At 70.5% G+C, this 21,912-nt stretch carries 15 protein-coding genes, 1 tRNA gene and 1 pseudogene; 3 read left to right on the top strand and 14 right to left on the bottom strand.

The features are described from left to right. Positions 1 to 45 precede the first annotated feature (45 nt). From ACFFRH_RS16330 to topA, 10 genes are all read right to left on the bottom strand, one after another. Complete coding sequence (locus ACFFRH_RS16330; protein ID WP_386157315.1) at positions 46 to 1,539, bottom strand: alpha/beta hydrolase; 1,494 nt, start codon at positions 1,537 to 1,539, stop codon at positions 46 to 48. 298 nt (positions 1,540 to 1,837) lie between these two features. Next, the gene (locus tag ACFFRH_RS16325; protein WP_386157312.1) at positions 1,838 to 2,695 is read right to left on the bottom strand and encodes a PSP1 domain-containing protein; all 858 of its coding nucleotides are present in this window, start codon (positions 2,693 to 2,695) and stop codon (positions 1,838 to 1,840) included. Between the two features lie 193 nt (positions 2,696 to 2,888). Next, positions 2,889 to 3,554 carry a permease-like cell division protein FtsX gene (locus ACFFRH_RS16320; RefSeq protein WP_344750100.1) on the bottom strand — a complete coding sequence of 222 codons (666 nt, stop codon included), beginning with the start codon at positions 3,552 to 3,554 and terminating at the stop codon, positions 2,889 to 2,891. After that, positions 3,551 to 4,078 (bottom strand): sigma-70 family RNA polymerase sigma factor, encoded by a 528-nt coding sequence (locus ACFFRH_RS16315; protein ID WP_386157309.1) that lies wholly within the window; start codon positions 4,076 to 4,078, stop codon positions 3,551 to 3,553. The genes ACFFRH_RS16320 and ACFFRH_RS16315 overlap by 4 nt, the downstream gene beginning before the upstream one ends. 65 nt (positions 4,079 to 4,143) lie before the next feature. Next, positions 4,144 to 5,298, bottom strand: coding sequence for a glycosyltransferase family 4 protein (locus ACFFRH_RS16310; protein ID WP_386157306.1), 1,155 nt, complete (start codon positions 5,296 to 5,298; stop codon positions 4,144 to 4,146). Continuing rightward, complete coding sequence (locus tag ACFFRH_RS16305; protein ID WP_386157303.1) at positions 5,295 to 6,077, bottom strand: hypothetical protein; 783 nt, start codon at positions 6,075 to 6,077, stop codon at positions 5,295 to 5,297. Before ACFFRH_RS16305 ends, ACFFRH_RS16310 begins: the two co-directional genes overlap by 4 nt. A 792-nt stretch (positions 6,078 to 6,869) precedes the next feature. Continuing rightward, positions 6,870 to 8,051, bottom strand: coding sequence for a DNA polymerase III subunit delta' (locus ACFFRH_RS16300; RefSeq protein ID WP_386157300.1), 1,182 nt, complete (start codon positions 8,049 to 8,051; stop codon positions 6,870 to 6,872). A 30-nt stretch (positions 8,052 to 8,081) separates the two neighbouring features. After that, positions 8,082 to 10,142, bottom strand: coding sequence for a dTMP kinase (gene tmk / locus ACFFRH_RS16295; protein WP_386157297.1), 2,061 nt, complete (start codon positions 10,140 to 10,142; stop codon positions 8,082 to 8,084). A 257-nt stretch (positions 10,143 to 10,399) separates the two neighbouring features. Continuing rightward, a complete protein-coding gene (locus tag ACFFRH_RS16290) occupies positions 10,400 to 11,830 on the bottom strand; it encodes a metallophosphoesterase (protein ID WP_344750096.1) in 1,431 nt (476 codons plus the stop codon). 241 nt (positions 11,831 to 12,071) lie between these two features. Continuing rightward, entirely contained in the window at positions 12,072 to 14,723 is a 2,652-nt protein-coding gene (gene topA / locus ACFFRH_RS16285; RefSeq protein WP_344750095.1) for a type I DNA topoisomerase, read from the bottom strand. Between topA and ACFFRH_RS44755 the strand changes: the two genes are divergently transcribed. Next, positions 14,650 to 15,066, top strand: a complete 417-nt coding sequence (locus ACFFRH_RS44755; protein ID WP_425581893.1) for a DUF5703 family protein — start codon at positions 14,650 to 14,652, stop codon at positions 15,064 to 15,066. The two genes, topA and ACFFRH_RS44755, sit on opposite strands and share 74 nt — an antisense overlap. Positions 15,067 to 15,260: 194 nt before the next feature. Here ACFFRH_RS44755 and ACFFRH_RS16275 read toward each other — a convergent pair whose 3' ends face one another. The 3 genes from ACFFRH_RS16275 to ACFFRH_RS16265 form a co-directional block, all read right to left on the bottom strand. Then, positions 15,261 to 17,432 (bottom strand): chaplin family protein, encoded by a 2,172-nt coding sequence (locus ACFFRH_RS16275; RefSeq protein ID WP_344750094.1) that lies wholly within the window; start codon positions 17,430 to 17,432, stop codon positions 15,261 to 15,263. A 246-nt stretch (positions 17,433 to 17,678) separates the two neighbouring features. Further along, positions 17,679 to 18,299, bottom strand: coding sequence for a hypothetical protein (locus tag ACFFRH_RS16270; RefSeq protein ID WP_386157290.1), 621 nt, complete (start codon positions 18,297 to 18,299; stop codon positions 17,679 to 17,681). A 110-nt stretch (positions 18,300 to 18,409) separates the two neighbouring features. Then, a complete protein-coding gene (locus tag ACFFRH_RS16265) occupies positions 18,410 to 19,717 on the bottom strand; it encodes a M20/M25/M40 family metallo-hydrolase (protein ID WP_344749900.1) in 1,308 nt (435 codons plus the stop codon). A gap of 167 nt (positions 19,718 to 19,884) precedes the next feature. On the opposite strand from ACFFRH_RS16265, the gene ACFFRH_RS16260 reads away from it, so the two are divergent. Beyond that, a tRNA-Leu gene (locus tag ACFFRH_RS16260) sits at positions 19,885 to 19,970 on the top strand. A gap of 344 nt (positions 19,971 to 20,314) precedes the next feature. On the opposite strand, the pseudogene ACFFRH_RS16255 reads toward ACFFRH_RS16260, so the two are convergent. Further along, a pseudogene (locus ACFFRH_RS16255) lies at positions 20,315 to 20,512 on the bottom strand (IS5/IS1182 family transposase); the annotation flags it as partial. A 586-nt stretch (positions 20,513 to 21,098) separates the two neighbouring features. Here ACFFRH_RS16255 and ACFFRH_RS16250 point away from each other — a divergent pair. Next, positions 21,099 to 21,830, top strand: a complete 732-nt coding sequence (locus ACFFRH_RS16250) for an aquaporin (protein WP_344749899.1) — start codon at positions 21,099 to 21,101, stop codon at positions 21,828 to 21,830. Positions 21,831 to 21,912: the final 82 nt, after the last annotated feature.

The following is a 21,912-nucleotide window of genomic DNA, read 5'->3' as shown; positions in this document are numbered from 1 at the left end:
CCTACGGCAGTCTACAGGCTCCCGGGGCCTTCCCGCGCCCTGGAATCAGCTGATCTTGGGACAGCGGGTTCCGTCCTTGGGAACGGTCAGATCGATCAGGTAGTCGTCCACCAGGCGGTCCACGCACGTCGAACCCGTCAGGTAGGCGGTGTGCCCGTCGCCGTCGAAACCGACGAGGACGCCGGAGGAGAGCTGGGAGGCGAGGGCCTCGGACCACTCGTAGGGCGTGGCCGGGTCGCGTTCGGTGCCGACGACCATGATGGGCGGGGCTCCGGGGGCGTCGATCTTCGCCCGGGGGCCTCCCTTGGCCGGCCAGTACGCGCAGGGCAGCGAGCTCCACATGACGTACGCGCCGAAGAGCGGGGCGTCCTTGGCCGACTCGCGGGCCGCCGTGGCATAGGCGGCGGAGTCGCGGGGATAGGGGACGTCGACGCAGTTGACGGCCAGGTTGGACTCGGTCTGGTTGGTGTACTCGCCGTTCGGCTCGCGGTCGATCAGCAGGTCGGCCAGGCGGAGCAGGGTGGTGCCGTCGCCCTTCAGCGCCTGGCCGAGCGCCTGGCGGAGAACCGGCCAGGCCTGCCGGTCGTAGAGCGGGGTGATCAGGCCGAGGGTGGTCCAGGCCTCGGTCACCGTACGGCCGTCGCCCGTCCTGTTGGTCAGGGGGGCCGCGTCCGCGCGGCGGAGCAGGGCGGCGATCTCCGCGCGGGCGGAGCTGACAGAACCGCTGAAGGGGCAGTCGGTGGCGGTGAGGCAGTCCCCGAGGAACGCGTCGAGGGCGACCTCGAAACCACGGGCCTGCGCGGTGTTCAGCTCCAGCGGGCCGAGCGAGGGGTCCACGGCCCCGTCCAGGACGAGGGCGCGTACGTGGCTGGGGAAGAGGTCCGCGTAGGCGGCGCCCAGCTGGGTGCCGTACGACTTGCCGAGGTAGGTGAGGCGGGAGTCTCCGACCGCGGCGCGCAGCAGGTCCATGTCCCGGGCGGCGTCGGCCGTGCCGACGTGCGGCAGGAGCCTGCCCGAGCGGGCCTGGCAGCCGGAGGCGAACCGCCGCGAGCCCTCCTCCAGCATGGTGATCTCCCCCGGCGAGTCGGGCGAGCTGTCGAGGCCGACGTAGGTGTCCAGCTCGCTCGTCGACAGGCAGCGGACGGGCGCGGACTCGCCGACCCCTCGCGGGTCGAAGCCCACGACGTCGAAGCGGTCCCGTACGGCCGCGCTCACCGCCGTGCGGGCACTTCGCGCGTACTTGACCCCGGAGGCGCCGGGGCCGCCGGGGTTGAGCAGGATCGAGCCGATCCGGTCACCCGAGGCGGGTAGCCGGATCACGCTGAGCTCGATCTTCTCGCCGTCCGGCTTGGCATGATCGAGGGGCACGGGGAGCTTCGCGCACTCGAAACCGCCCCCGCACTCCTCCCAGCCGAGCGACGTCCCCCCCGCCTCACCACCGGCCGTACCACTGCCGGAACCGGCGTTGGCGTCGGTTCCGGTGCACGCGCTCGCCAGCAGGGCCACCGCCGCCAGTACGGCGACCACATGGGATCTCACGCCTTGTCCGCTCCGTAGTCCGTGGGCCGGGATCGCACGCGGGTCCGGCGAGGGGAGCCGACGCGCGCGGAGAGGCTGACCGCTCGCATCCTACGCCCGCGCCGGGCCCCGCGACCGCGCATCGCCCAGGCGAACACGCCGACCGTGAGCGGCCACGTGGCACGGCCCCGGGAGGCCGCGCCCCACCTTTCACAGCAGCCGGAAAATCCCCACGGGCCCAGAAGGCACCACACCCCGAGCGGGCCGCGGCCCGGTCACCCATCCGGCCTGCCGAGGGTGACCTGCACCGCGCCCCCGGTCACCCCTCAGGCCCGCCGTCGGCGACCTGCACCGCGTCCCCGTACGCCGCGTCGTGCTGCTTGCGTGGGGAGCACACCGACGCCGACGGGCACGCGCAGCGGCGTCCGCCGTCCTCCAGGCGGACCACGACGGAGTCGGAGGGGACGTTGCGGCCCACGACGGTTCCCGCCCCCTCGGGGGTGTCGACCTTCAGCCCGACGCGGGGCATCCTGCTGTGCGCGTCGAGATAGAGAGGGTGCTCGTACTTCAGGCAGCACATCAGCCGCCCGCACGCCCCCGCGATGCGCAGCGGGTTGACCGGCAGGTCCTGGTCCTTGGCCATGCGGACGGAGACCGGTTCGAAGTCCTTGAGGAAGGTGGCGCAGCACAGGTCACGGCCGCAGGGGCCGATGCCCCCCTGGAGTCGGGCCTCGTCGCGGGGACCGATCTGGCGCAGTTCCACCCGGGCGCGCAGGTTGCGGGCCAGGTCGCGGACGAGGGCGCGGAAGTCGACGCGCTGGGGGGCGGAGAAATAGACCGTGTAGACGTTCTCGGCGTCCGTGTAGTCGACGCCGACGACCTTCATGGGCAGCGTGTGCCGCTTGATCAGGCGCTTGGAGACGCTGCGGGCCTCGGCGCGCCGCCGTTTGTTGCCCTCGTCGCGGGTCAGGTGCTCCTCGTTCGCGATGCCCGCGCAGACCGGCAGCCCGCCGACCTCCTCGCTCGTCCACTGGGGCGCCCACACACACTCGGCCACCTCGGGCCCGGCTTCGGTGGGAACCAGCACCTTGTCTCCGACCTTGGGACTGTGCTCACCGGGGTCGAGGTAGTACAGCCTGCCGTAGCGGGTGAAACTCACCGCCATGATCATGCCCATATGGCTCCAAACCTGGGGGTACGGCTCGTGCTCACCTTATGCGTCATGCCCTCGGATGTGCGGTGCCATCCGAGGGCGATCATGGACAAGCCCCCCCGACAGCGCCGGACGAACCTGACGGTGCCGCACACCAGGCTCGTCCGGCACCGGTCATGGGCCACGTTCGCGACCCGCCCCTACCCCCGTCACCGGCTCAGCCCGGCTTCGGCACCTCGAACGCCGGGAACGAGCACTGCTCCGGCTCCGACCACGGAAGGACGTACTCGACGAGCGACCGCAGCGACACTTTTCTCAGCACGCAGGGCGTATCGAGCGCGTTGGACACCCCCGGCAGTTCCCCCATGGCACGGGCGACGGCCTTGGAATCCGCCCCCGGCTTGAGCAAGGCCCGGAAGGACTCCGGCATGTCCTCGACGGTTAGCTCCTTCAGCAGCATGGAGTCGTCCGCGTTCTGGCTCCGGAATTTCTCCCATACCTGACGACGATCCTCGAAAAAGATCCTTTCCACCTCGGGCCGGGTCTCAAGTGCCCGTCGGATCTCCGCCTTCTCGTCCTCGGTCATCGCATGGTCGCACGTGGGGAAGGCATCGTCCTGTTTGCAGAGGAAGACCAACACATCGGCGTATCCCGACTGCTCGGGGCCGCTCATCGCCATGGCGACGACGTTCTCCCTCGACAGGGTGAAGGACGTGCTGAGCCGTACGACTCCGAAGACCGTCACGGCGACGGCCAGGGCCACGGCGGAGATCCTGAGGGGAGCCCTGGAGCGGCGGACGGGAACGACGAGCGGGCGGACGTCCGCGGCGGTCGCGGAGGCGGCGGACAAGGCGTCGCGGAGGCGGTTCTCGATGTCGGTCATGACTCCTCCTTGAGCGTCCGAGCGAGGGCGGCCAGCCCGCGCGCGAGGGTGGAACGGGCGGTGCTGGCGGCGATACCCATCGTCTGGGCGATCTCCAGGTCGGGCAGTTCCAGGTAGTAGCGGAGCGTCAGCGCCTCTCGCTGCCGTCTGGGCAGCGCGCGCAGGGCCACGAGCACCTCGCGGCGCTCCTCCCCGAGCAGCGCCGCGTGCTCGGCCGACCAGACGGGCGGCTCGTACGGCACGGCGCGCCGGAAGGCGACCGCGCGACGGCGCAGCACCGAACGTGACCCGTTGAGCACCGCCGAGCGGATGTAGGTCAGCGCGCGGGCTGGGTCACGCAGGCCGCGCCGCCTCGCGTGGGTCCGGGCGAACGCCTCCTGCACCACGTCCTCGGCGGTGGCCTGGTCTCCCACCATGAGCAGCGCCAGCCGTACCAGCCCGAGGTGATGTTCAGCGAACAGTGTCGCGATGTCGACACGGTCCCTGGCTAATGGCTCTCCGTGAGAGAGCAGTTCGACTTCCACATCACAGAGACGCCGTGCCGGACCGTCCGCTGCTCCCCTCAACCCACGAGTTTCTCCCCGCCCGGTCAGCGGCCGAGTTCGGCGAAGCACTTCTCCCAGCGATTGACGATCATGGAGATGTCGTAGTTCCTCGCCGTCTGGAGGGCGTTCTCGGCCATCCGGCGGCGTCCCTCCTCGTCGTCGATCATCTGGATCAGCCCGCCGGCCAGGGCGTCCACGTCGTCGGCGGGGACGAGGAGCCCGTTCACACCCGAGGTGATGATCTCGCGGGGGCCCCGGGGGCAGTCGAAGCTGACCACCGGCACCCCGGAGGCGAACGCCTCGATGATGGTCATGCCGAAGCCCTCGAACCGGGAACTGACCGCGTGGATCGAGGCCTTGGCGAGCTCGCCCTCGATGTCCCCGGTGGAGCCCATGAACGTGACGTTGTTGTGCAGGCGCAGCTTCACGGCCTGCTTGACCAGCTTGTCGCCGACCCGGCCCTCACCGTAGATCCGCAGCTTCCAGTCCGGGCGTTCCCTGGCCACCCGGACGAACGCCTTCAGCAGCCGGTCGTACCCCTTGACCGGCACCAGCCTGCCCGCGGCCAGCACGATCCGGTTCTCCTGCCTGGAGCGCGGACGCGGGCCGCCGGGCAGCCCGTTGCCGATGGTGAACACCCGGGTGGACGACCCGTTGAGCATCTTCCGGTAGTCGTGCTCGTCGGCCTCGGTGAGGGTCACGACGGCGTCGAGCTTCGGGTACCACGTCCGGATCTCCTCGAAGATCCCGGGCTGGTGGGCCTCGAAGTGCAGGTGCTCCTGGGCGATCGTGACGACCCGTTTGCGGGTGTACCTCGCGGCCATGATGTTGAGTCCCGCGCGGGTGGTGATCAGCACGTCACTGCGGAGTCTGCGCAGCTCGCGGACGAGAACCTCGTCGCTCCAGGCGCTGAAGGAGGCGTACGCGCGCTCCTCGGGGTGGATCAGCGCGCTCTCCTGCGCGCCCAGCCGCTCGGCCTTCTTCGTGTACGGCCAGCGGACCCTGGCCCCCTCCCTCAGGTCCACCAGCGAGCGCAGGCGAACCTGGGAGCCCAGCGGCAGAAAGGGGCTGTCGGCGTGCTGGAAGACACTGACGACCTCGACCTCGTGCCGCTCGGACAGGGCGGTGGCGAGGTCGAAGGTTGCACGGATGGTGCCGCCCATGCCGTAGGCGTTGAGGATGAGAAAGGAGATCTTCACGAGCTCCCCTCCTCGATGCTGAGCGCGACGGCGAGGCTGTCGGTCTCGGTGTAGTACGGCCGGACCCTCACCTGCCCGACACGCTGGGCAGGAAAACGAACTTTGGTCTTTTTATCCGTTATGTCATCAAGTCGGGTCGCCAGCGGCAGCCGCGTCCCGGAGATCTCCGCGTAGAGGTCCCAGAAGACCCGGCGCCGCACCTGCGCCTCGGCCATCGGCGCGATCTCCACGCCCCCCTCGAACCACCGCCCCTGGAAGCTCGCGGGCCCGCTCACGGGCTCCGGCCCCCGGCGGGCCACCGCCACGAGCCTGGCCGCTCCCCGGATGGGCTCGCCGTACGCGATGGCACCCTCCACCTGGATCACGCCGTCCTCCGCGGTGACGCGGATCACCTCGACGTACGGCTCGACCTCGCGGACCTGAAGGCCCAGCGTGCCGAGGGAGGTGCGGAACGCCCTGATCTCCCGGTTTCGGCGAGTCTCCGCGTACGACCACAGCCCGTCGAGCGAGAACCCCGGGTCGTCGGTGACGATGGGCTCACCGCCGCGCGACGCCATCCAGACACCCGCGGACAGTGCCGTCAGATCCGCGGCCCCGCACTCCTCGCCGGTCTCCACGTGCCGCAGGATGATCTCGGCGCCGTTCCCGTCATTCCCGCCGTCGCCGTCGCCGACCGGATCGGGCCATTCGATCCTCAGCACGTCGTCGTTGCCCACACGGCTCGTGACAGCCCGCCCGCTCGTCGGCGGTATCACCTCGTAGCGTGCCCCAATACTCACCAAGAGTCCCCCGGTCTTCTCTGCTCATCCCCGTTGAGCAGGACACAGCCCGCCGATTTATAACGAAATAGCTTATTTTTGCCTGTTAATCTTAACGACTCACACTCATACTTTGAGGTGACTTAGCAGTGAATGGTTCCATCTAATCGGAAACAGACGAGTAGTGACCACTTGGTGACGGTCACTACCCGCTTCTCACCAGCCGATATCCAGCCCATCGGTTCTGGGAAAATTCCGAAGCGTCCGATACCGGCCAGCGTTGACCACCCCGAACTCCGTCCCCCGGTGGACCACGAGATGCCCGCCCGAACCGCCCGCGTCGACCAGCCGGAAACCTCCGGGGAATCAGGATCGGTCTCGAGGATCGCCGTGGCCCCGTTCCGCTCCGGCACCTCGGTGGCGGCGGGTACCGGGACGTCCGTCACCACCGGGCCCGGCGCCGAAGTGACCATCGGACTCGGCACGGACTCGCGATCCCCGACCATGAGCGGGGCCGACCGGGTCAGCCCGAGCGCGTGCCCGGCGTAGAGTCCGCTGATCGTCTCAGCGGGCCCGGGTCTGCCCACGTCCAACGTCTCGGGTCGCGTGTCCAGGAGACGCGGAAACCACCTCCGGGTTGCCTCCCGTCACGAGCCGGAACCGCGAAACCGCGACCGGTGCGGGGCGGGGGCCCGGTTCAGGATCGGCTCAAGGCCGGGACGAGTGCAGGGCCGGGGCCGATGTGGGCTTCGAAGCCGGGACCGGTGCGGGCTTCGGAGCCAGGACCGGTGCGGGGCGGGGGCCGATGCGGCCTCAGAGCCGAGGCCGGTGCAGCGAGATGGTCATCGACTCGACGGCCATCTGCGGGCTGACGTTGGACGCCAGCCGCCTGCGGCAGCGCATGATCGCGTCGATCCTGCGCAGGGTGTCCTCCGGTGTGGAGGCACGGGCCAGCTCGTCCAGGTCGGCGCGGCGGTCCTCGCTGGCCAGCTCCACGTGCGCCCCGAACTGCACCGCCAGCACGTCGCGGTAGAACGCCACCAGGTCGAGCAGGGACGCGTCGATGACGTCGCGCTTGGTGCGGGTCGCCCGGGACTTCTGCCGGTCCTCGAGATCCTTGAGCGCCCCGGCACCGCCGCGGATCAGGCCCCTGTTGAGCCCCTTGCCGGTGGAGCCCTCGCCGTAGGCCTGGCGCAGCTCGGTGATCTCCGACTCGTTCAGCACCGCGGTGACCGCGGCGGCCTCGTCCTCGGCGGTCTTCACCAGCCGCTCGGCGGCCATCACGCACTCCCCGACGCCGGTGAGCGACCGGGGGATGGACAGCACCGCCTCGCGGCGCGCCCGCGCCTCCGCGTCCAGCGCGAGCCTGCGGGCGCGGTCGATGTGCCCCTGGGCGGCCCTGGCGGCGAACTCCGCCATCGCCGGCGGCACGTTCTCGCGCGTGGCCAGCACGTGGGCGACCGCCGCGGTGGGCGGGGTGACGAGCGTGACGAGCCGGCAGCGGGACCTGATGGTGATCATCATGTCGTCCGGGGAGGGCGCGCAGAGCAGCCACACCGTCTTCGGCGGCGGCTCCTCGATCGCCTTGAGCAGCGCGTTGGACGCCCCCTCGGTCGCCCGGTCGGCGTCCTCGAACAGCACGACCCGCCAGCGGCCCAGCGTCGGCGCCCCGGCCGCGCGCAGGATGAGCCGCCGGGTGTCCTTGATGCCGTACGACAGCCCCTGCGGGCGGACGATCTCCAGGTCGGGATGGGAGCCGACCTCCACCTGGTGGCACATGTCGCAGTGGCCGCACCCCTGGTCGGGGCAGAACAGCGCGGCGGTGAACGCCCGCGCGGCCTCCTCGCGCCCGGACCCGGGCGGACCGGTGAACAGCCACGCGTGGGTCATCCCGGTGCCGCGTCCCCCGGCCAGCAGGTCGGCCCCGGCCGCCGCCGCGCGGCGAAGCGTCGCGGCGGCCCGCTCCTGCCCCACAAGATCATCGAAGACTCCCACGTCCCCCAACCTACCGCCGGGGACGCGGACTCAGTCGCGGATGGCGGGCATGGTCCCGGTGACGTCCTCCGACTCCCTCGGCACCGGGTCGGGCAGGATCTCGCGGACCCGGTCGTGGATGATCGAGGAGATCTGGTTCTGGGGCAGGGTCCCGTCGACGACCAGGTAGCGGTCGGGCTCGGCGGCGGCCAGCGCCCGGAACTCGCGGCGGACGCGCTCGTGGAACTCCAGGGGCTCCGACTCGATGCGGTCGGCGGCCCCGCCCAGCCGGGCCAGCCCCACCGACGGCGGGGTGTCGATGAGCACCGTGAGGTCGGGGACGAGCCCGCCGGTCGCCCAGCTGTTGATCCTCGTGACGTCCTCGGTGTCCAGGGCCCGGCCCGCGCCCTGGTAGGCGAGCGACGAGTCGACGTAGCGGTCGGAGATCACCATCGACCCCCGGTACAGAGCCGGGCGGATGACCTTCTCCACGTGCTCGGCCCGGTCGGCCGCGTACAGCAGCGCCTCCGACCTCGCGGACAGCCCCTGGTGGACCGCGTCGAGCAGGATCGCGCGCAGCCGCATCCCCACCTTGGTCGAGCCGGGCTCGCGGGTCTGCACGACGTCGAAGCCCTGGTCACGCAGCCAGATCGCGAGCAGCCTGGACTGGGTGGTCTTCCCCGACCCCTCGCCGCCCTCGAACGCGACGAACATCCCGCGCCCCTGCTCGGCGCTCTCGGGGGCGAACCGCTCGCCACGCACCGCGGCGACCAGGTCGGTGATGATCGAGACGCCCCTGCGGTCGTCCATCTGCCGCAGCGCGACGATCCCGACGATCACCGCGAGCAGCCCGCCGACCAGCAGCACCAGGTTGGAGCCGTCGAACCGGTAGACCGGCTCCGGGCCGACCCTGATCTGGTGCTCGCCGAACAGACCCGCCAGCGTCGGCGCGACCGCGACCACCAGCAGCAGGGTCACCCGGGCGAGCGACTGCAGGAAGGAGAACGTACGGCCCCGCAGGCTGTCGTCCACCTCCAGCCCGATCATGGTGTAGCCGATGATCCAGGCGATCCCGGCGCACGCGCCGAGCAGCACGGTCAGCAGGACGACGATCACCAGGTTGTGGACGAGCGCGATCGTGACGAGGACCACCCCGGCCACCACGATCGACAGGCCGAACAGCCTCCGCCGCGACAGCTCCCTCAGCAGCTTGGGCCCGAAGAACATGCCGGACGCCATACCGACGAAGACCGCGCCGAAGACCACGCCGTACGCCGCGTCGCCGCCGCCCAGCGCGTCCACGTAGATCTTGGCCACCCCGACCACCGCGCCACCGGCGGCGAACGCGCCCAGCATGCCGATGATCAGGCCGCGGATCAGCCGGTTGCCGCCGACGAACCGCCAGCCCTCGAAGATCTGCCGCAGCACCGACGGCGCGGAGGCCGCCCGCGCGACCGTCCTCGGGATGTCCTTGAGCGAGAAGATGATGACGGCCGAGACCAGGTACGCGAGGGCGTTGATGAACAAGGCCAGGTAGGTCTCGCGCTGGGCGAGGAAGGGCACCAGCCTGCCCAGGAAGTCGTCGGCGACCGACAGCAGCGCGAACAGCAGCGCCGCGATGGGCGCGGTGCCGTACGTGACCAGGAGGTTGAGCTGGTTGGCCTCCTCCAGCCGCTCCTTGGGCACCAGGTTGGGCACCGTGGCGTCCTTGGCCGGGACCCAGAAGAGGTTGACGCACTCGACCAGGAACGTGGCGATGATCACCCACTGGTAGCTGCCGATCAGCGGGATCGACAGCACCAGCGCGAAGCGCAGCAGGTCGCAGAAGAACATCGTCAGCCGCCGGTCGAACCGGTCGGCGAACGCGCCCGCCAGCGGGCCCAGCAGGATGGCCGGGAGCATCTTCGCCACGAAGACGCCGCCGATGGCCAGGCTCTGGGCCTTGTAGCCCGACGCCGCGGTGAGATTGCCCGCCAGGGCGGTCAGCGCCAGGAGGTTGAGCCAGTCTCCCAGGCTGCACACCGACATCGCCGTCCACAGCTTGCGGAACGGGGCGTTGGCCAGCACGTGGGGGGGCTTGCGTCGCGCGGTGCTCCGGCCAAGGGTGGTCATAGTGTCAGCGTATCCAGATGCTCGCCGGGCTGGGGAAAACACGAGCCAGGCGGAAATGCCCGGCTGCCCGTCGCACGAGGGTAATACGTCCGCCCCGTACCTCGCAGGTCACCCTCGCGAAAAGAAGCGCCAGGTGCCGCTGTTTCCAGAGGTGCTCGTGGCGGCGTTCCCCGGCGTTCCCCGGCGTTCCCCGGTGTGCTCCACCCCTGGTTCCCAGAGGTGCACCGCCCTGTTCCCAGGAACTCGTGGCGGGGTTCCTAGGAGCGCTCGTGGCTGACTTCCAGAAAGGTGATCTCGGGGGGAGCGCCCACCCGGACCGGCGGCCCCCAGAAGCCCGCGCCCCGCGTCACGTACACCTGGGTGCCGTCCACCTCGCCGAGGCCGGACACGACCGGCTGCTGCATCGGGACGACCAGGTTGAAGGGGACCATCTGGCCCCCGTGCGTGTGGCCGGACAGCTGGAGGTCCACGCCGTACGTGGCCGCCTGGACGGCCTGGACCGGCTGGTGGGCGAGCAGGACGGTGGACCGGGAGCGGTCGCGGCCGCCGCCCAGCGCCCGCTCGAAGTCGGGGCCGTCCCCCGAGGCGACGCCGCCGAGGTCGTTGACCCCGGCGAGGTCGAGCACCGCTCCCCCGTGGGCGATCTCGACGCGCTCGTTGCCGAGCGGGCGGATGCCGAGCCCGCGCAGCTCCTCCACCCACTCCTGCGGGCCGTTGGCGGTGTAGTACTCGTGGTTCCCGGTGACGAAGTAGGCGCCGTAGCGGGATTCGAGGTCCTCCAGCGGCCTGGCCAGCGGGCCGAGCTCGGCCACCGTGCCGTCGACCAGGTCACCGACGACGGCGACCACGTCGGCCCTCAGGGAATTGATCATGCGGACGATGCGCCGGGTGTGCGCCGTACCGGTGAGCGGGCCCAGGTGGATGTCGCTGACCACCGCGAACCGCAGGCCGCTCAGGCGCGGGTCCAGCCTGGGCAGCACGACCCTGACCGGCTCGACCACCGGGTCGCCGAGAGCCGTCCTCACCCCGAAACCGACCGTGCCCAGCGCCCCCGCCCCGGCGGCGACCGCGGCCGTACGGGCGATGAACAGCCTCCTGCTCATCCCGGCCGGATCGTTCGTCCCGCCCGTGGCACCTCCGCCGCGCCGGGCCTCCCCGGCGCCCGGAACGACGATCACGCCGCCGACCGCGGAACCCGCCTCGGGCTCGGCCAGGCCGACGACCTCGGACCGAACGGCGGACACCGGCTCAGCGGCGGGCACCGGCCTAACCGCGGGCACGGGCTCGACGGCGGGCACCGGCTCCGGCCGGGCTGCGAGGAGCGCGGCTCGCTCCGCCCTGCGGGCGGCCACCCCCGGCGGAACCCTGCGGCGCTCCGCCCGCCGCTCGACCGTGCGCAGGACCGTCAGGGCCACGGCCCGGGGAATCTCCAGGATCACCAGGAACACGAAGAGGTAGAACATCACCGCGATCCAGAAGAACCCGGGCCACGCCAGGAAGTGACCCCACTCGCTGCGGGAGGCGATCAACGTCACCGGGGCGAGCACGGCCAGGGCGACGAGGATCCGCGTCAGCACCCGGCGGGTCCGGCCGGGCCGCGTGGTCGAGCGGATCAGGCGATGCCACAGGTAGCAGTGGACCAGCGTGACCGCGCAGACGACCAGCGACACGAAGCCCACGATCGTCACTCGCCCCTCCCGCTCGCCCACCGGCCGTTCCCGGCGCGTTCCGAAGAACGCCCGGGACGGCGGATGCGTTCCCAGGACACTGGAAAGAACCCTGGAAATTCCCAGAGCCCCGGAAACAGGGCGTCGAGCCTCGCGTCCCCGGAACCCTGGAGGTTCCAGAGCCCGGAAACAGGGCGTCAGACCTCTCGCCTCACGCGTCCCCGGAATCCCGGAGGTCCCCGGAAACCCCGGGAGCAGAACGTCAGGCCTTCGCCTTGGCCCTGGTGGTGGTGCGCTTGGGTGCCGGACCGCGGGCACGGCGGTCGGCGAGGAGCTCGGCGGCGCGCTCGGTGGTGATCTGCTCGACCTCGTCCCCCTTGCGCAGGGAGGCGTTGGTCTCCCCGTCGGTGACGTAGGGCCCGAACCGTCCCTCCTTCACCACGATCGGCTTCTTGGAGACGGGATCCTCACCCAGCTCGCGCAGCGGCGGCGCGGCCGCGGCCCGCCTGCCCCTCGCCTTGGGCTGGGCGAACAGCTCCTTGGCCCGATCGAGGGTGACCGTGAACAGCTCCTCCTCCGACGCCAGGGAGCGCGAGTCGGTGCCCTTCTTGATGTAGGGCCCGAACTTGCCGTTCTGGGCGGTGACCTCCTGGTCGTCGATCACCCCGAGCACCCTGGGCAGCGAGAGCAGGAGCAGGGCGTCCTCAAGGGTGATGGTGTCCAGGGACATCGTCTTGAGCAGCGACCCGGTGCGCGGCTTGGGGACGTCGGCCTTCTTGGTCCTCTTCTTGGCGCCCTCGGCCGGCGGCGCCTCCTCGGGCAGGATCTCGGTGACGTACGGGCCGTAGCGACCGTCCTTGGCCACGATCACGTGCCCGGTCACCGGGTCCTTGCCCAGCTCCCGGTCACCCGTCGGGCGGGAGAACAGCTCCTCGGCCATCTCGGCGGTGAGCTCGTCGGGAGCCAGGTCCTCCGGCACGTTCACCCGGGCGCCGTCGCGGTCCAGGTACGGGCCGTAGCGGCCCACCCGGATCATGATGTCGGTGCCCCTGATCGAGAACGAGCTGATCTCCTTGGCGTCGATCTCGTCGAGATCGGTGACCATCTCCTTCAGGCCCTCGTCGCCGTCCACGCCGAAGTAGAACCGGCGCAGCTCCGGCACCCGCTCCGCCCTGTCGTTGGCGATGTCGTCGAGGACCTTCTCCATGTCGGCGGTGAAGTCGTAGTCGACGAGGTGGCCGAAGTGCTGCTCCAGCAGGTTGACCACCGCGAACGCCAGGAAGGACGGCACCAGGGCCGTGCCCTTCTTGAAGACGTAGCCTCGGTCGAGAATCGTCCCGATGATCGACGCGTACGTCGACGGGCGGCCGATCTCCCGGTCCTCCAGCTCCTTGATCAGCGACGCCTCGGTGTACCGCGCGGGCGGCTTGGTGGCGTGCGCGAGCACGTTGAGGGCGGACGCGGTGAGCGGGTCGTTCTCGGTCAGGTTCGGAAGGCGCTTCTCGGAGTCGTCCCGGTCGGTGGACGGGTCGTCCGCGCCCTCGACGTAGGCCTTCAGGAAGCCGTGGAAGGTGATCGTCCGCCCGGAGGCGGTGAACTCGACCCGCTCGCCGGAGCTGGACGTGCCGTCCACCTTGACGGTGACCGACTCGCCGACCGCGTCCTTCATCTGGGAGGCCACGGTCCGCTGCCAGATCAGCTCGTACAGGCGGAACATGTCGCCGCTCAGCCCGGTCTCGCCCGGCGTGCGGAACTCCTCGCCCGAGGGACGGATCGCCTCGTGCGCCTCCTGCGCGTTCTTGACCTTGCTGGCGTAGACGCGCGGCTTGTCGGGCACGTACGCGGCGCCGTACAGCTTGATCGCCTGGCTGCGGGCCGCCGCGACGGCGGTCTCCGACAGGGTGATGCTGTCGGTCCGCATGTAGGTGATGAAGCCGTTCTCGTACAGGCGCTGGGCGACCTGCATGGTCGACTTCGCGGAGAAGCCCAGCTTGCGGCTCGCCTCCTGCTGCAACGTGGTCGTCCTGAACGGCGCGTACGGCTTGCGGGTGTACGGCTTGCGCTCGACGGACTTGACCTTGTACGAGACACCGGCCAGGCGCCCGGCCAGGGCGTGGGCGGCCTGCTCGTCGAGGTGGAGCACGTCGGCGTTCTTGAGGGTGCCGTTGCTCGCGAAGTCGCGGCCCTGGGCGACGCGCCTGCCGTCCACGCCGGTCAGCGTGGCGGTGAACTCGTGCGGGACCTCGTCGCGGCCGGTGTCGAGCAGTGCCTGCAGGTCCCAGTAACTCGCGCTGGTGAACGCGAGGCGCTCGCGCTCGCGCTCCACGACCAGCCGGGTCGCCACGGACTGCACGCGCCCGGCGGACAGCTTGGGCTTGACCTTCTTCCACAGGACCGGGCTGACCTCGTAGCCGTAGAGGCGGTCGAGGATGCGCCGGGTCTCCTGGGCGTCGACCAGCCGCAGGTTCAGGGTGCGGGGGTTGGCCACCGCGTCCTGGATCGCCCTCTGCGTGATCTCGTGGAACACCATGCGGTGGACCGGGACCTTGGGGTTGAGCACCTCGCGCAGATGCCAGGCGATCGCCTCGCCCTCGCGGTCCTCGTCAGTGGCGAGATAGAGCTCGTCGGCGTCCTTGAGCAGCTGCTTGAGCTTGCTCACCTGCGCCTTCTTGTCGTGGTTGACGACGTAGAGCGGCTCGAACTCGTGATCCACGTTGACACCGAGGCGCGCCCATGACTCCCCCTTGTACTTCTCGGGGATGTCGTCGGCCTTCTCGGGGAGGTCGCGAATATGTCCGATGCTGGACTCCACGACGTAGCCGCGGCCGAGGTACCCGGCGATGGTCTTCGCCTTGGAAGGCGACTCGACGATCACCAGGCGGGTTCCGTCGGCGTTGCCGTTCTTGGCTGGCACGCTGCTTCCTACCTCGCTGTTCGCATTCGTTCCCCGTTTTCTTCCCCTCGGGTTACCCGGTCTCAGCCGGGGACACTCCCAAGAGAAGCCGCAAGGACGCAGAATAAAGCCCTATGAGTGTCGACGTCCCCCAGCTCACCCTCGGAGACTAATCGCTGTGCTCGACTACTCCTACTTGGTTCTCCACCTTCCGCGTGGCACATCCCGGGACGCAGCCCGGCGGATACTGACCGAACATGCAGAATACGGCGACTGGGAACTCGACCGCCTGCGACTGTATCCCGACGGCCGCCGGGACGTCCGACTGCGCCGGAAGATCATACGTGTGACCAGGACGATGTGATCCCGGACATGGCTTTGCCCGCTCCGGGCCGCGCCCCCGGAACGGGCAAAGCTTCCATGCCCCGCCGACCGAGCGGACACCGCACCATGGGGTGCTGTCGTCCTGTCTCACCGCCGTCGAGGCGTCTGCGGGCCTTCCTCAGTGGATCTGGGAAAGCGTGTCTAATGGGTGACTAATGTCTTACTTCCTACGCCTTACTTCTTGCCGAAACGGATCCGGCGGGTGGTGCCGAAGATGGTCGCGGCGACCGCGGCCATCGCACCGATCATCAGGGTGACCAGGGAACCGACATTCATCCCGGTCACCCCCACGGGCTGGGCGGCACTCATCAGGCCCAGGTCACCGACCGGCAGGGAGCCCACCGGGGTCGAGGAGGCCAGGCCGGTGACGGGAGCCAGCGGCGAGCCGTTCCCGGCCGCCGCGGCCCGGTCGCCCGCCGGAGCGGCGGGCACGGCGGGGAGCTCGGGCAGCCTCGCGGGGGCCGCGAACCGCGCCTGGTCCGCGGGCGCCGACATGTCGGAGGCGGACGCCTGTCCGGCCGCGCCGCCGAGAGCCGGGACGGCCGGGAGGGCGGGCAGCAGACCGCTGGTCTTGTGCCTGCCGGGCTTGGAGTCCCAGTGACCGTGGCCGTTGTCGTAGCCGCCGTGACCGCCGGGGCCACCGGGGCCGCCGGGACCACTGCCGGGGCGCCCGGACGGGCCGCCGACGCGGGAGCCGCCGAGGCAGCCCGCGGCGGCGTCACCCAGGACGGCGACCGCGTTGCCGCAGATGTTGATCGGCGCGGTGATCGGCGCGACCACCTGGTTGCCACCCAGGATGCTGCCCCGGCCGGACGTGGTGTTGCCACCGGCACCCGTACCCGCGCCCGCACCGCCCGCGACCGAGGCGCCGCCCCTGCACGCGGCCGCGGCCTGGCCGAGCACGCCCACCGCGTTGCCGCAGACGTTGACCGGCGCGGTGATCGGCGCGACCACCTGGTTGCCACCCAGGATGCTGCCCCGGCCGGACGTGGTGTTGCCACCCGCGCCACCGCCACCACCGGCACCGCCGCCCGCGACGGAGGCACCGCCCTGGCAACCGGCGAACGCACCGCCCAGGACGGCGACCGCGTTGCCGCAGACGTTGACCGGCGCGGTGATCGGCGCGACCACCTGGTTGCCACCCAGGATGCTGCCCCGGCCGGACGTGGTGTTGCCACCGGCACCCGCACCGCCGCCCCGGCCCGCCGGCACCGACACCCCTCCGGGGCAACCCGCCTGGCCGTTGCCGACGGCGCTGCCGCAGACCTCGGCGGGCGCGGTGATCGGCGCCACCACCTGGTTGCCGCTGCCGGCGCCGAAGCGCCCGTCGGTGTCGTTTCCGGGTCGGCCGTAACCACCGGGGCCTCCGGGACCACCCGGACGCGGGCCGTGCTCCCAGCCGCCACCGGGACGCGGCCACTGCTTCCCACGGTCGCCGTGGTCACCGTAACCGGGCTTGCCGGGCCGGCCGGGTCCGCCGTGCTCTCCGGGCTTACCGGGCCACCCCGGACCGCCAGGGTGCCCAGGCCCGCCAGGGTGCCCCGGGCCGCCGGGGTGCCCCGGACCGCCGGGGTGCCTCGGACCGCCAGGACCGCCGGGGGTGCCGCCGACGACCTCGGAGCCGCCCTGGCAGCCGGAGAAGGCCTCGCCGACGACGGCGACCGAGTTGCCGCAGATGTTGATCGGCGCGGTGATCGGCGCCACCACCTGGTTGCCGCCCAGCACCGAACCCCGGCCGGACGTGGTGTTGCCACCGGCGCCCCCACCACCGCCCTGGTTGCTCACCGAGGCCCCGCCACGGCAACCGGCGGCGGCCCCGCCGAAGATCGCGAAGGAGTTGCCACAGGCGTTGATCGGCGCGGTGATCGGCGCCACCACCTGGTTGCCGCCGCCGATGCTGTGCTCACCGTTCGTGCGGTTGCCCCCGGCTCCGCCGCCGCCCCCGCCCTGGTTCCGCACCGAGGAGCCGCCCCGGCAGCCCGCCTCGGAGCGGCCGAAGACCGACACCGCGTTGCCACAGGCGTTGACGGGCGCGGTGATGGGAGCAACGACCTGGTTGCCGCCCAGGATGCTGCCCCGGCCGGACGTGGTGTTGCCACCGGCGCCCGCGTCGCCGCCGCCGGGCTCGACGGAGGCGCCGCCCTCCGAGGACGCGGCCGACTCCCCGGCCACCCCGACGGCGTTGCCGCTGATGTCGATCGGCAGGGTGATCGGAAGGTTGACCTGGTTGCCTCCGGCGACCGAGTGGTCGCCGTCGGTGTCGGCGAAGGCCGTACCGCCGCCCATGGCCATGACGCCCAGTGCGAGCAGTGCCGCGGGGGCCGTGCCCGTAACCCACGTACGCATGATTGAAGCTCCTAGCAGTTTCGGGGGGGACCTGACCCTCGTGAGGGGCACGGAGGCCATGCGAAGGCCGGACAGGCCCGCACAGCGGAGGCCCCGACGGGCCGTCACGAGGAATGGGAAATGCCTTTTCCGCTGCCTGCTGGTCGCTCACCGGACGGAGCGGCTCTCCTGGGGACGGAGGATGAAGGCAGGCTCCGCGACCGGCGGATCACCCGGGGAGGGGATGGGCCGGTCGGCGAGACGAGATCAGTCAGGAGAGAAAGAAGGGTCGTCCGCCGCTGTGCGGACGACAGGGGGGAGCACGAACGCCGGCGGGACCCGCTGCGTCATCTGCCGCGGGTCGTAGGCGAACCACGCGACATCCCCCGGACCCGGTCCTGAGAGGCCGGATCCAGCACCGCTCTGGGGCACGAATCCATTGGCGCCAGAGCCGTGTTCGGCGGTGGAGGGTGCCGGGAACCCCGGCTTGGACTGGCTGGTGAGCCCGTCCACACCTCGCCCCGCCATGGCCTCGGCGTTGTGCGTCGCCGACAGCCCGCCGCTGACCGTGGGGAAGACATCGGCTCTGGGAGCCGATCCGGAAGCGGCTGTGTGAGGGGTCTGGGAGCCCGCCTCCCCTGTCGTCGCGGTGGTGTCCGCGACCGCGGGAGCGGCACCGAGGAGCCCGAAGACGACCGCGAGCAGCCATGCGGCGGCCAGGAGACCGCCGACAGCGAGGGCTCGCCTGACGCCCCGCCGAGTGCCGGCCGCGAACCGCGCCATCCGGTCAGCCCGGTCGGGGATCGTGTCGTCGACGGGAAGGGCCACGGGCGCGCGTCGGGCAGCGGGCGAGGACGCCCTCCACTGCCCGTGCGGCACACGTGCCACGTGACCTCCCCAAAGCTCCTGGACGGGCCCGTTCGGACACGAGCCATCCCTCGACGGAGAGTTACGCTAGCACCACATCGAGTGAACGCAACGGATTTCCCTGGAACGGCTCAGCAGCCGTCCAGGAAGCGGTCAAGGACCCGCACCCCGAACCGGAGCGAATCCACCGGAACCCTCTCGTCGATGCCATGGAACATCCCGGAGAAGTCCAGGTCCGCGGGCAGCCTCAGCGGCGCGAACCCGAATCCCCGGATGCCCAGCCTGCTGAACGCCTTGAGGTCGGTGCCTCCCGACAGCGTGTACGGCACGGCCAGCGCGCCCGGGTCCTCGGCGAGGAGGGCGTCGGCCATCGCGCGCACCAGCGGCCCGTCGAAGCCGGTCTCGATGGCGATGTCGTGGTAGACGAACTCCCTGGTCACGTTGGGGCCGAGCAGCCCGTCGAGCGTCTCGAAGAACTCGTCCTCGTACCCCGGCAGGAAACGGCCGTCCACGTGGGCGGTCGCGGTCTGGGGGATCACGTTGGCCTTGTAACCGGCCTCCAGCATCGTGGGGTTGGCGGTGTTGCGCAGCGTGGCGCCGATCATCCGGGCGAGCGGCCCCAGCTTGGCGACGGTCTTCTCGGCGTCGTCCAGGTCGAGCTCCAGCTCCAGGGCCCTGGAGGTCTCCTCCAGGAACGTCCTGACCGTCCGCGTCATCCGCACCGGCCACTCGTAGCGCCCGATGCGGCCCACCGCCTCGGCCAGCTCGGTGACCGCGTTCTCGGCGTTGAGCATCGAACCGTGCCCGGCCCTGCCGGTGGCGGTGAGGCGCATCCAGGCGATGCCCTTCTCGGCGGCCTCGATCAGATAGAGCCTGCGCGCCTCGTCGATCGAGACGCTGAACCCGCCCACCTCGCCGATCGCCTCGGAGCACCCGTCGAACAGGTCCTTGTGCTCGTCGGCCAGCCACTGCGCGCCGTACTTGCCGCCCGCCTCCTCGTCGGCGGTGAAGGCCAGCACCACGTCCCTCGGCGGGCGGCGGCCCTCGCCGAGCCGCTGCCGCACCACCGCGAGGATCATCGCGTCCATGTTCTTCATGTCGACCGCGCCGCGCCCCCAGACGCAGCCGTCGGCGATCTCCCCGCTGAGCGGGTGCCGGGTCCAGTCGGCCGCGTCGAAGGGGACGACGTCCAGGTGCCCGTGCAGCAGCAGGGCGTCACGGGAGGGGTCTTCACCCGCGACGCGGGCGACCACGTTGGCCCGGCGGCTGTCCGACTCCAGGATCCGCGGCTCCAGCCCGACCTCGGACAGCTTCTCGGCCACGTACTCGGCGGCGGCCCGCTCACCGGGCCCGGAGTTGTCCCCCGCGTTGGTCGAGTCGATCCGGATCAGGTCGCGGCACAGCCCGACGACCTCGTCCTCAGCGTTGATCGCCGTCATGTGGGACTCCTTGGGGTTCGGTACGGCTTCCACCTCCCATCCTGCCGTCGGCCTCCCCTTCCCGGCACCCCGCCCGTGCCCGCCCTCTTACCGATATGACGCCGGCTCAAGAGTTTGCTAACCTGAGTCCGCCGACGCGGGATGACGGTCCCACGTGCAGGCACCACGTCCGGGTGGCGGAATAGGCAGACGCGCTAGCTTGAGGTGCTAGTGCCCTTTGCGGGGCATGGGGGTTCAAGTCCCCCCTCGGACACGTTCGATTCGCCTGTGAGGTCCTGGTCAGACGTAGAGCTGACCAGGACTTTTCGTTTGCTGGGGTGATAGGTCAGCCGAACGCGAGCCCGGCGTACAGCCGGACCTTCCTGACCGGCTCGGCCTTTCCCGGAAGCCGTACTGCGGCACCCATGGTGTTCATTCACCTTCGCAAGGTCGTCTCGGGTGAGCTGCCGCCTGCGGTTCGGTTCACGGCGTAGCTGTGCCTCGGCTCGGATCTTCTTGGCTTGTTCCTCTCGGATCCAGCCGGCGACCACGGCAGGGTCCGCGCCCGCCTCCAGCGCGGCGCGATGCTGGGCGAGCTTTCGATCGCATTCAGCCAGTTGACGCCGCTGCCAGCCGCGCCAGCGACAACGCCGGACGACCGCGTGCGGCGAACAAGTCAGCGAAAGCCTCATCGGCATACGGTTCTCCCAGGGCATCGCGGATCCGGATCGCCAGGCAGCCCTTCGAGAATGCCGCCCGAGCGACCGCGGCCGTCGTGGCTGGAATCCCCGACTCCTGCTTCGGCCACATCGACATCGCCGATCACCCCGCCCGCGTTAGTTCCTCGCCTACCCATCCACCGTGACACCGCACAATCGAGCAGTCCGGCAGATTAGTAAATTCGCCAGCAGAGTCGCTACGGGGGAAGCTCAGACCGAGTAAGGACACCCCGCCGACCCGTGGAACCCCGCTCACCCGGCGCGACAGCCAGGACACCAGGCTGACCACGGCCGTGATTCAAACTCCAGCCGAGCCGCTCAGCCGGCCACCGGATGAGCGCGAAAGATCGAGATTAGGCATAATCCTTCTGCTATCCAAGTGCATTGATATCTGTCAATATCAGTCCAGACGGTAGCGGGAGGAGGCGAGCGCGCCATTATTTCCCAGGTCATGGCGGGCCCGCTGCTCGCGGGGGTATTGGCGTCGCTGCTTTCGCCGGTGACGAGGCCTGTCGATCCCGTCCGTCACACGTTCATGGTGATGGTGCCGGCCACGTCAATCAGGAGGAATGCGTGCACGGTTCGGCGGTCTGCCGCGGTCTTTTCCGGTCCACGATCGATCACGAAATCCACGTGCCGGAAGGCGCCGGCCGGACGTCCTGCGTAGGGATCGGGGGCCCGCGATGAGTGCGGCGCTGCCGCGTCGCGCGCTGGCCGAGTTTCTGGGCACGCTGCTGCTGGTGACGGTGGTGGTCGGGTCGGGGATCATGGCGCAGGAGCTCTCGCCCGATGACGTCGGACTCCAGCTCCTGGAGAACTCCACGGCGACCGTTTTCGGGTTGGGCGTGTTGATCGTCATGCTCGGCCCCATCTCGGGCGCCCACTTCAATCCTGTGGTGACACTGGCCGACTGGTTCCTGCATCGGAAGCTGACCGCGTCTGACGTGGGTGTGTACCTCGTCTCACAGACCGCCGGCGCCATCGGCGGGGCGATCTTGGCCAACGCGATGTTCGACAAGCCCGCCGTCGCCTGGTCGGCGCACGATCGTTCGTCCGGACATCTGCTGCTCGGGGAGGTCGTGGCCACGGCCGGGCTGGCGCTGGTCGTCTTCCTGCTCACTCGGGCCGGAAACGCGCACGTGGCGCCGGTCGCGGTCGCCTCCTATATCGGTGCCGCCTACTGGTTCACCTCCTCCACCAGCTTCGCCAACCCCGCCGTCACCATCGGACGCGCTTTCTCCGACACGTTTGCCGGGATTGCTCCGTCCTCTGTACCGGGTTTCATCGCCGCTCAACTGGTCGGCGGGGTGATCGGGCTTGTCCTCGTCGTCGGCTTGTACGGCAGGAAGCCCAAAGTCGTGGCGACCGGTCGCGCGGACGCCGAACCACTTCTGGCGGACCGCACGTTGACGTGAGGAGAAGGCCGTGCCCGCGGAATCCGCGGGCACGCATAATGTCGCCGTGAAGGCGGATAAAGCGTCGTCACGCAGATGAAAC

Source organism: Streptosporangium vulgare (assembly GCF_042428775.1).
GTDB classification, from domain to species: Bacteria; Actinomycetota; Actinomycetes; order Streptosporangiales; family Streptosporangiaceae; genus Streptosporangium; species Streptosporangium vulgare.
The sequence above is the reverse complement of the archived record's forward strand: the minus strand, read 5'-3'. Positions and strand labels throughout refer to the sequence as shown.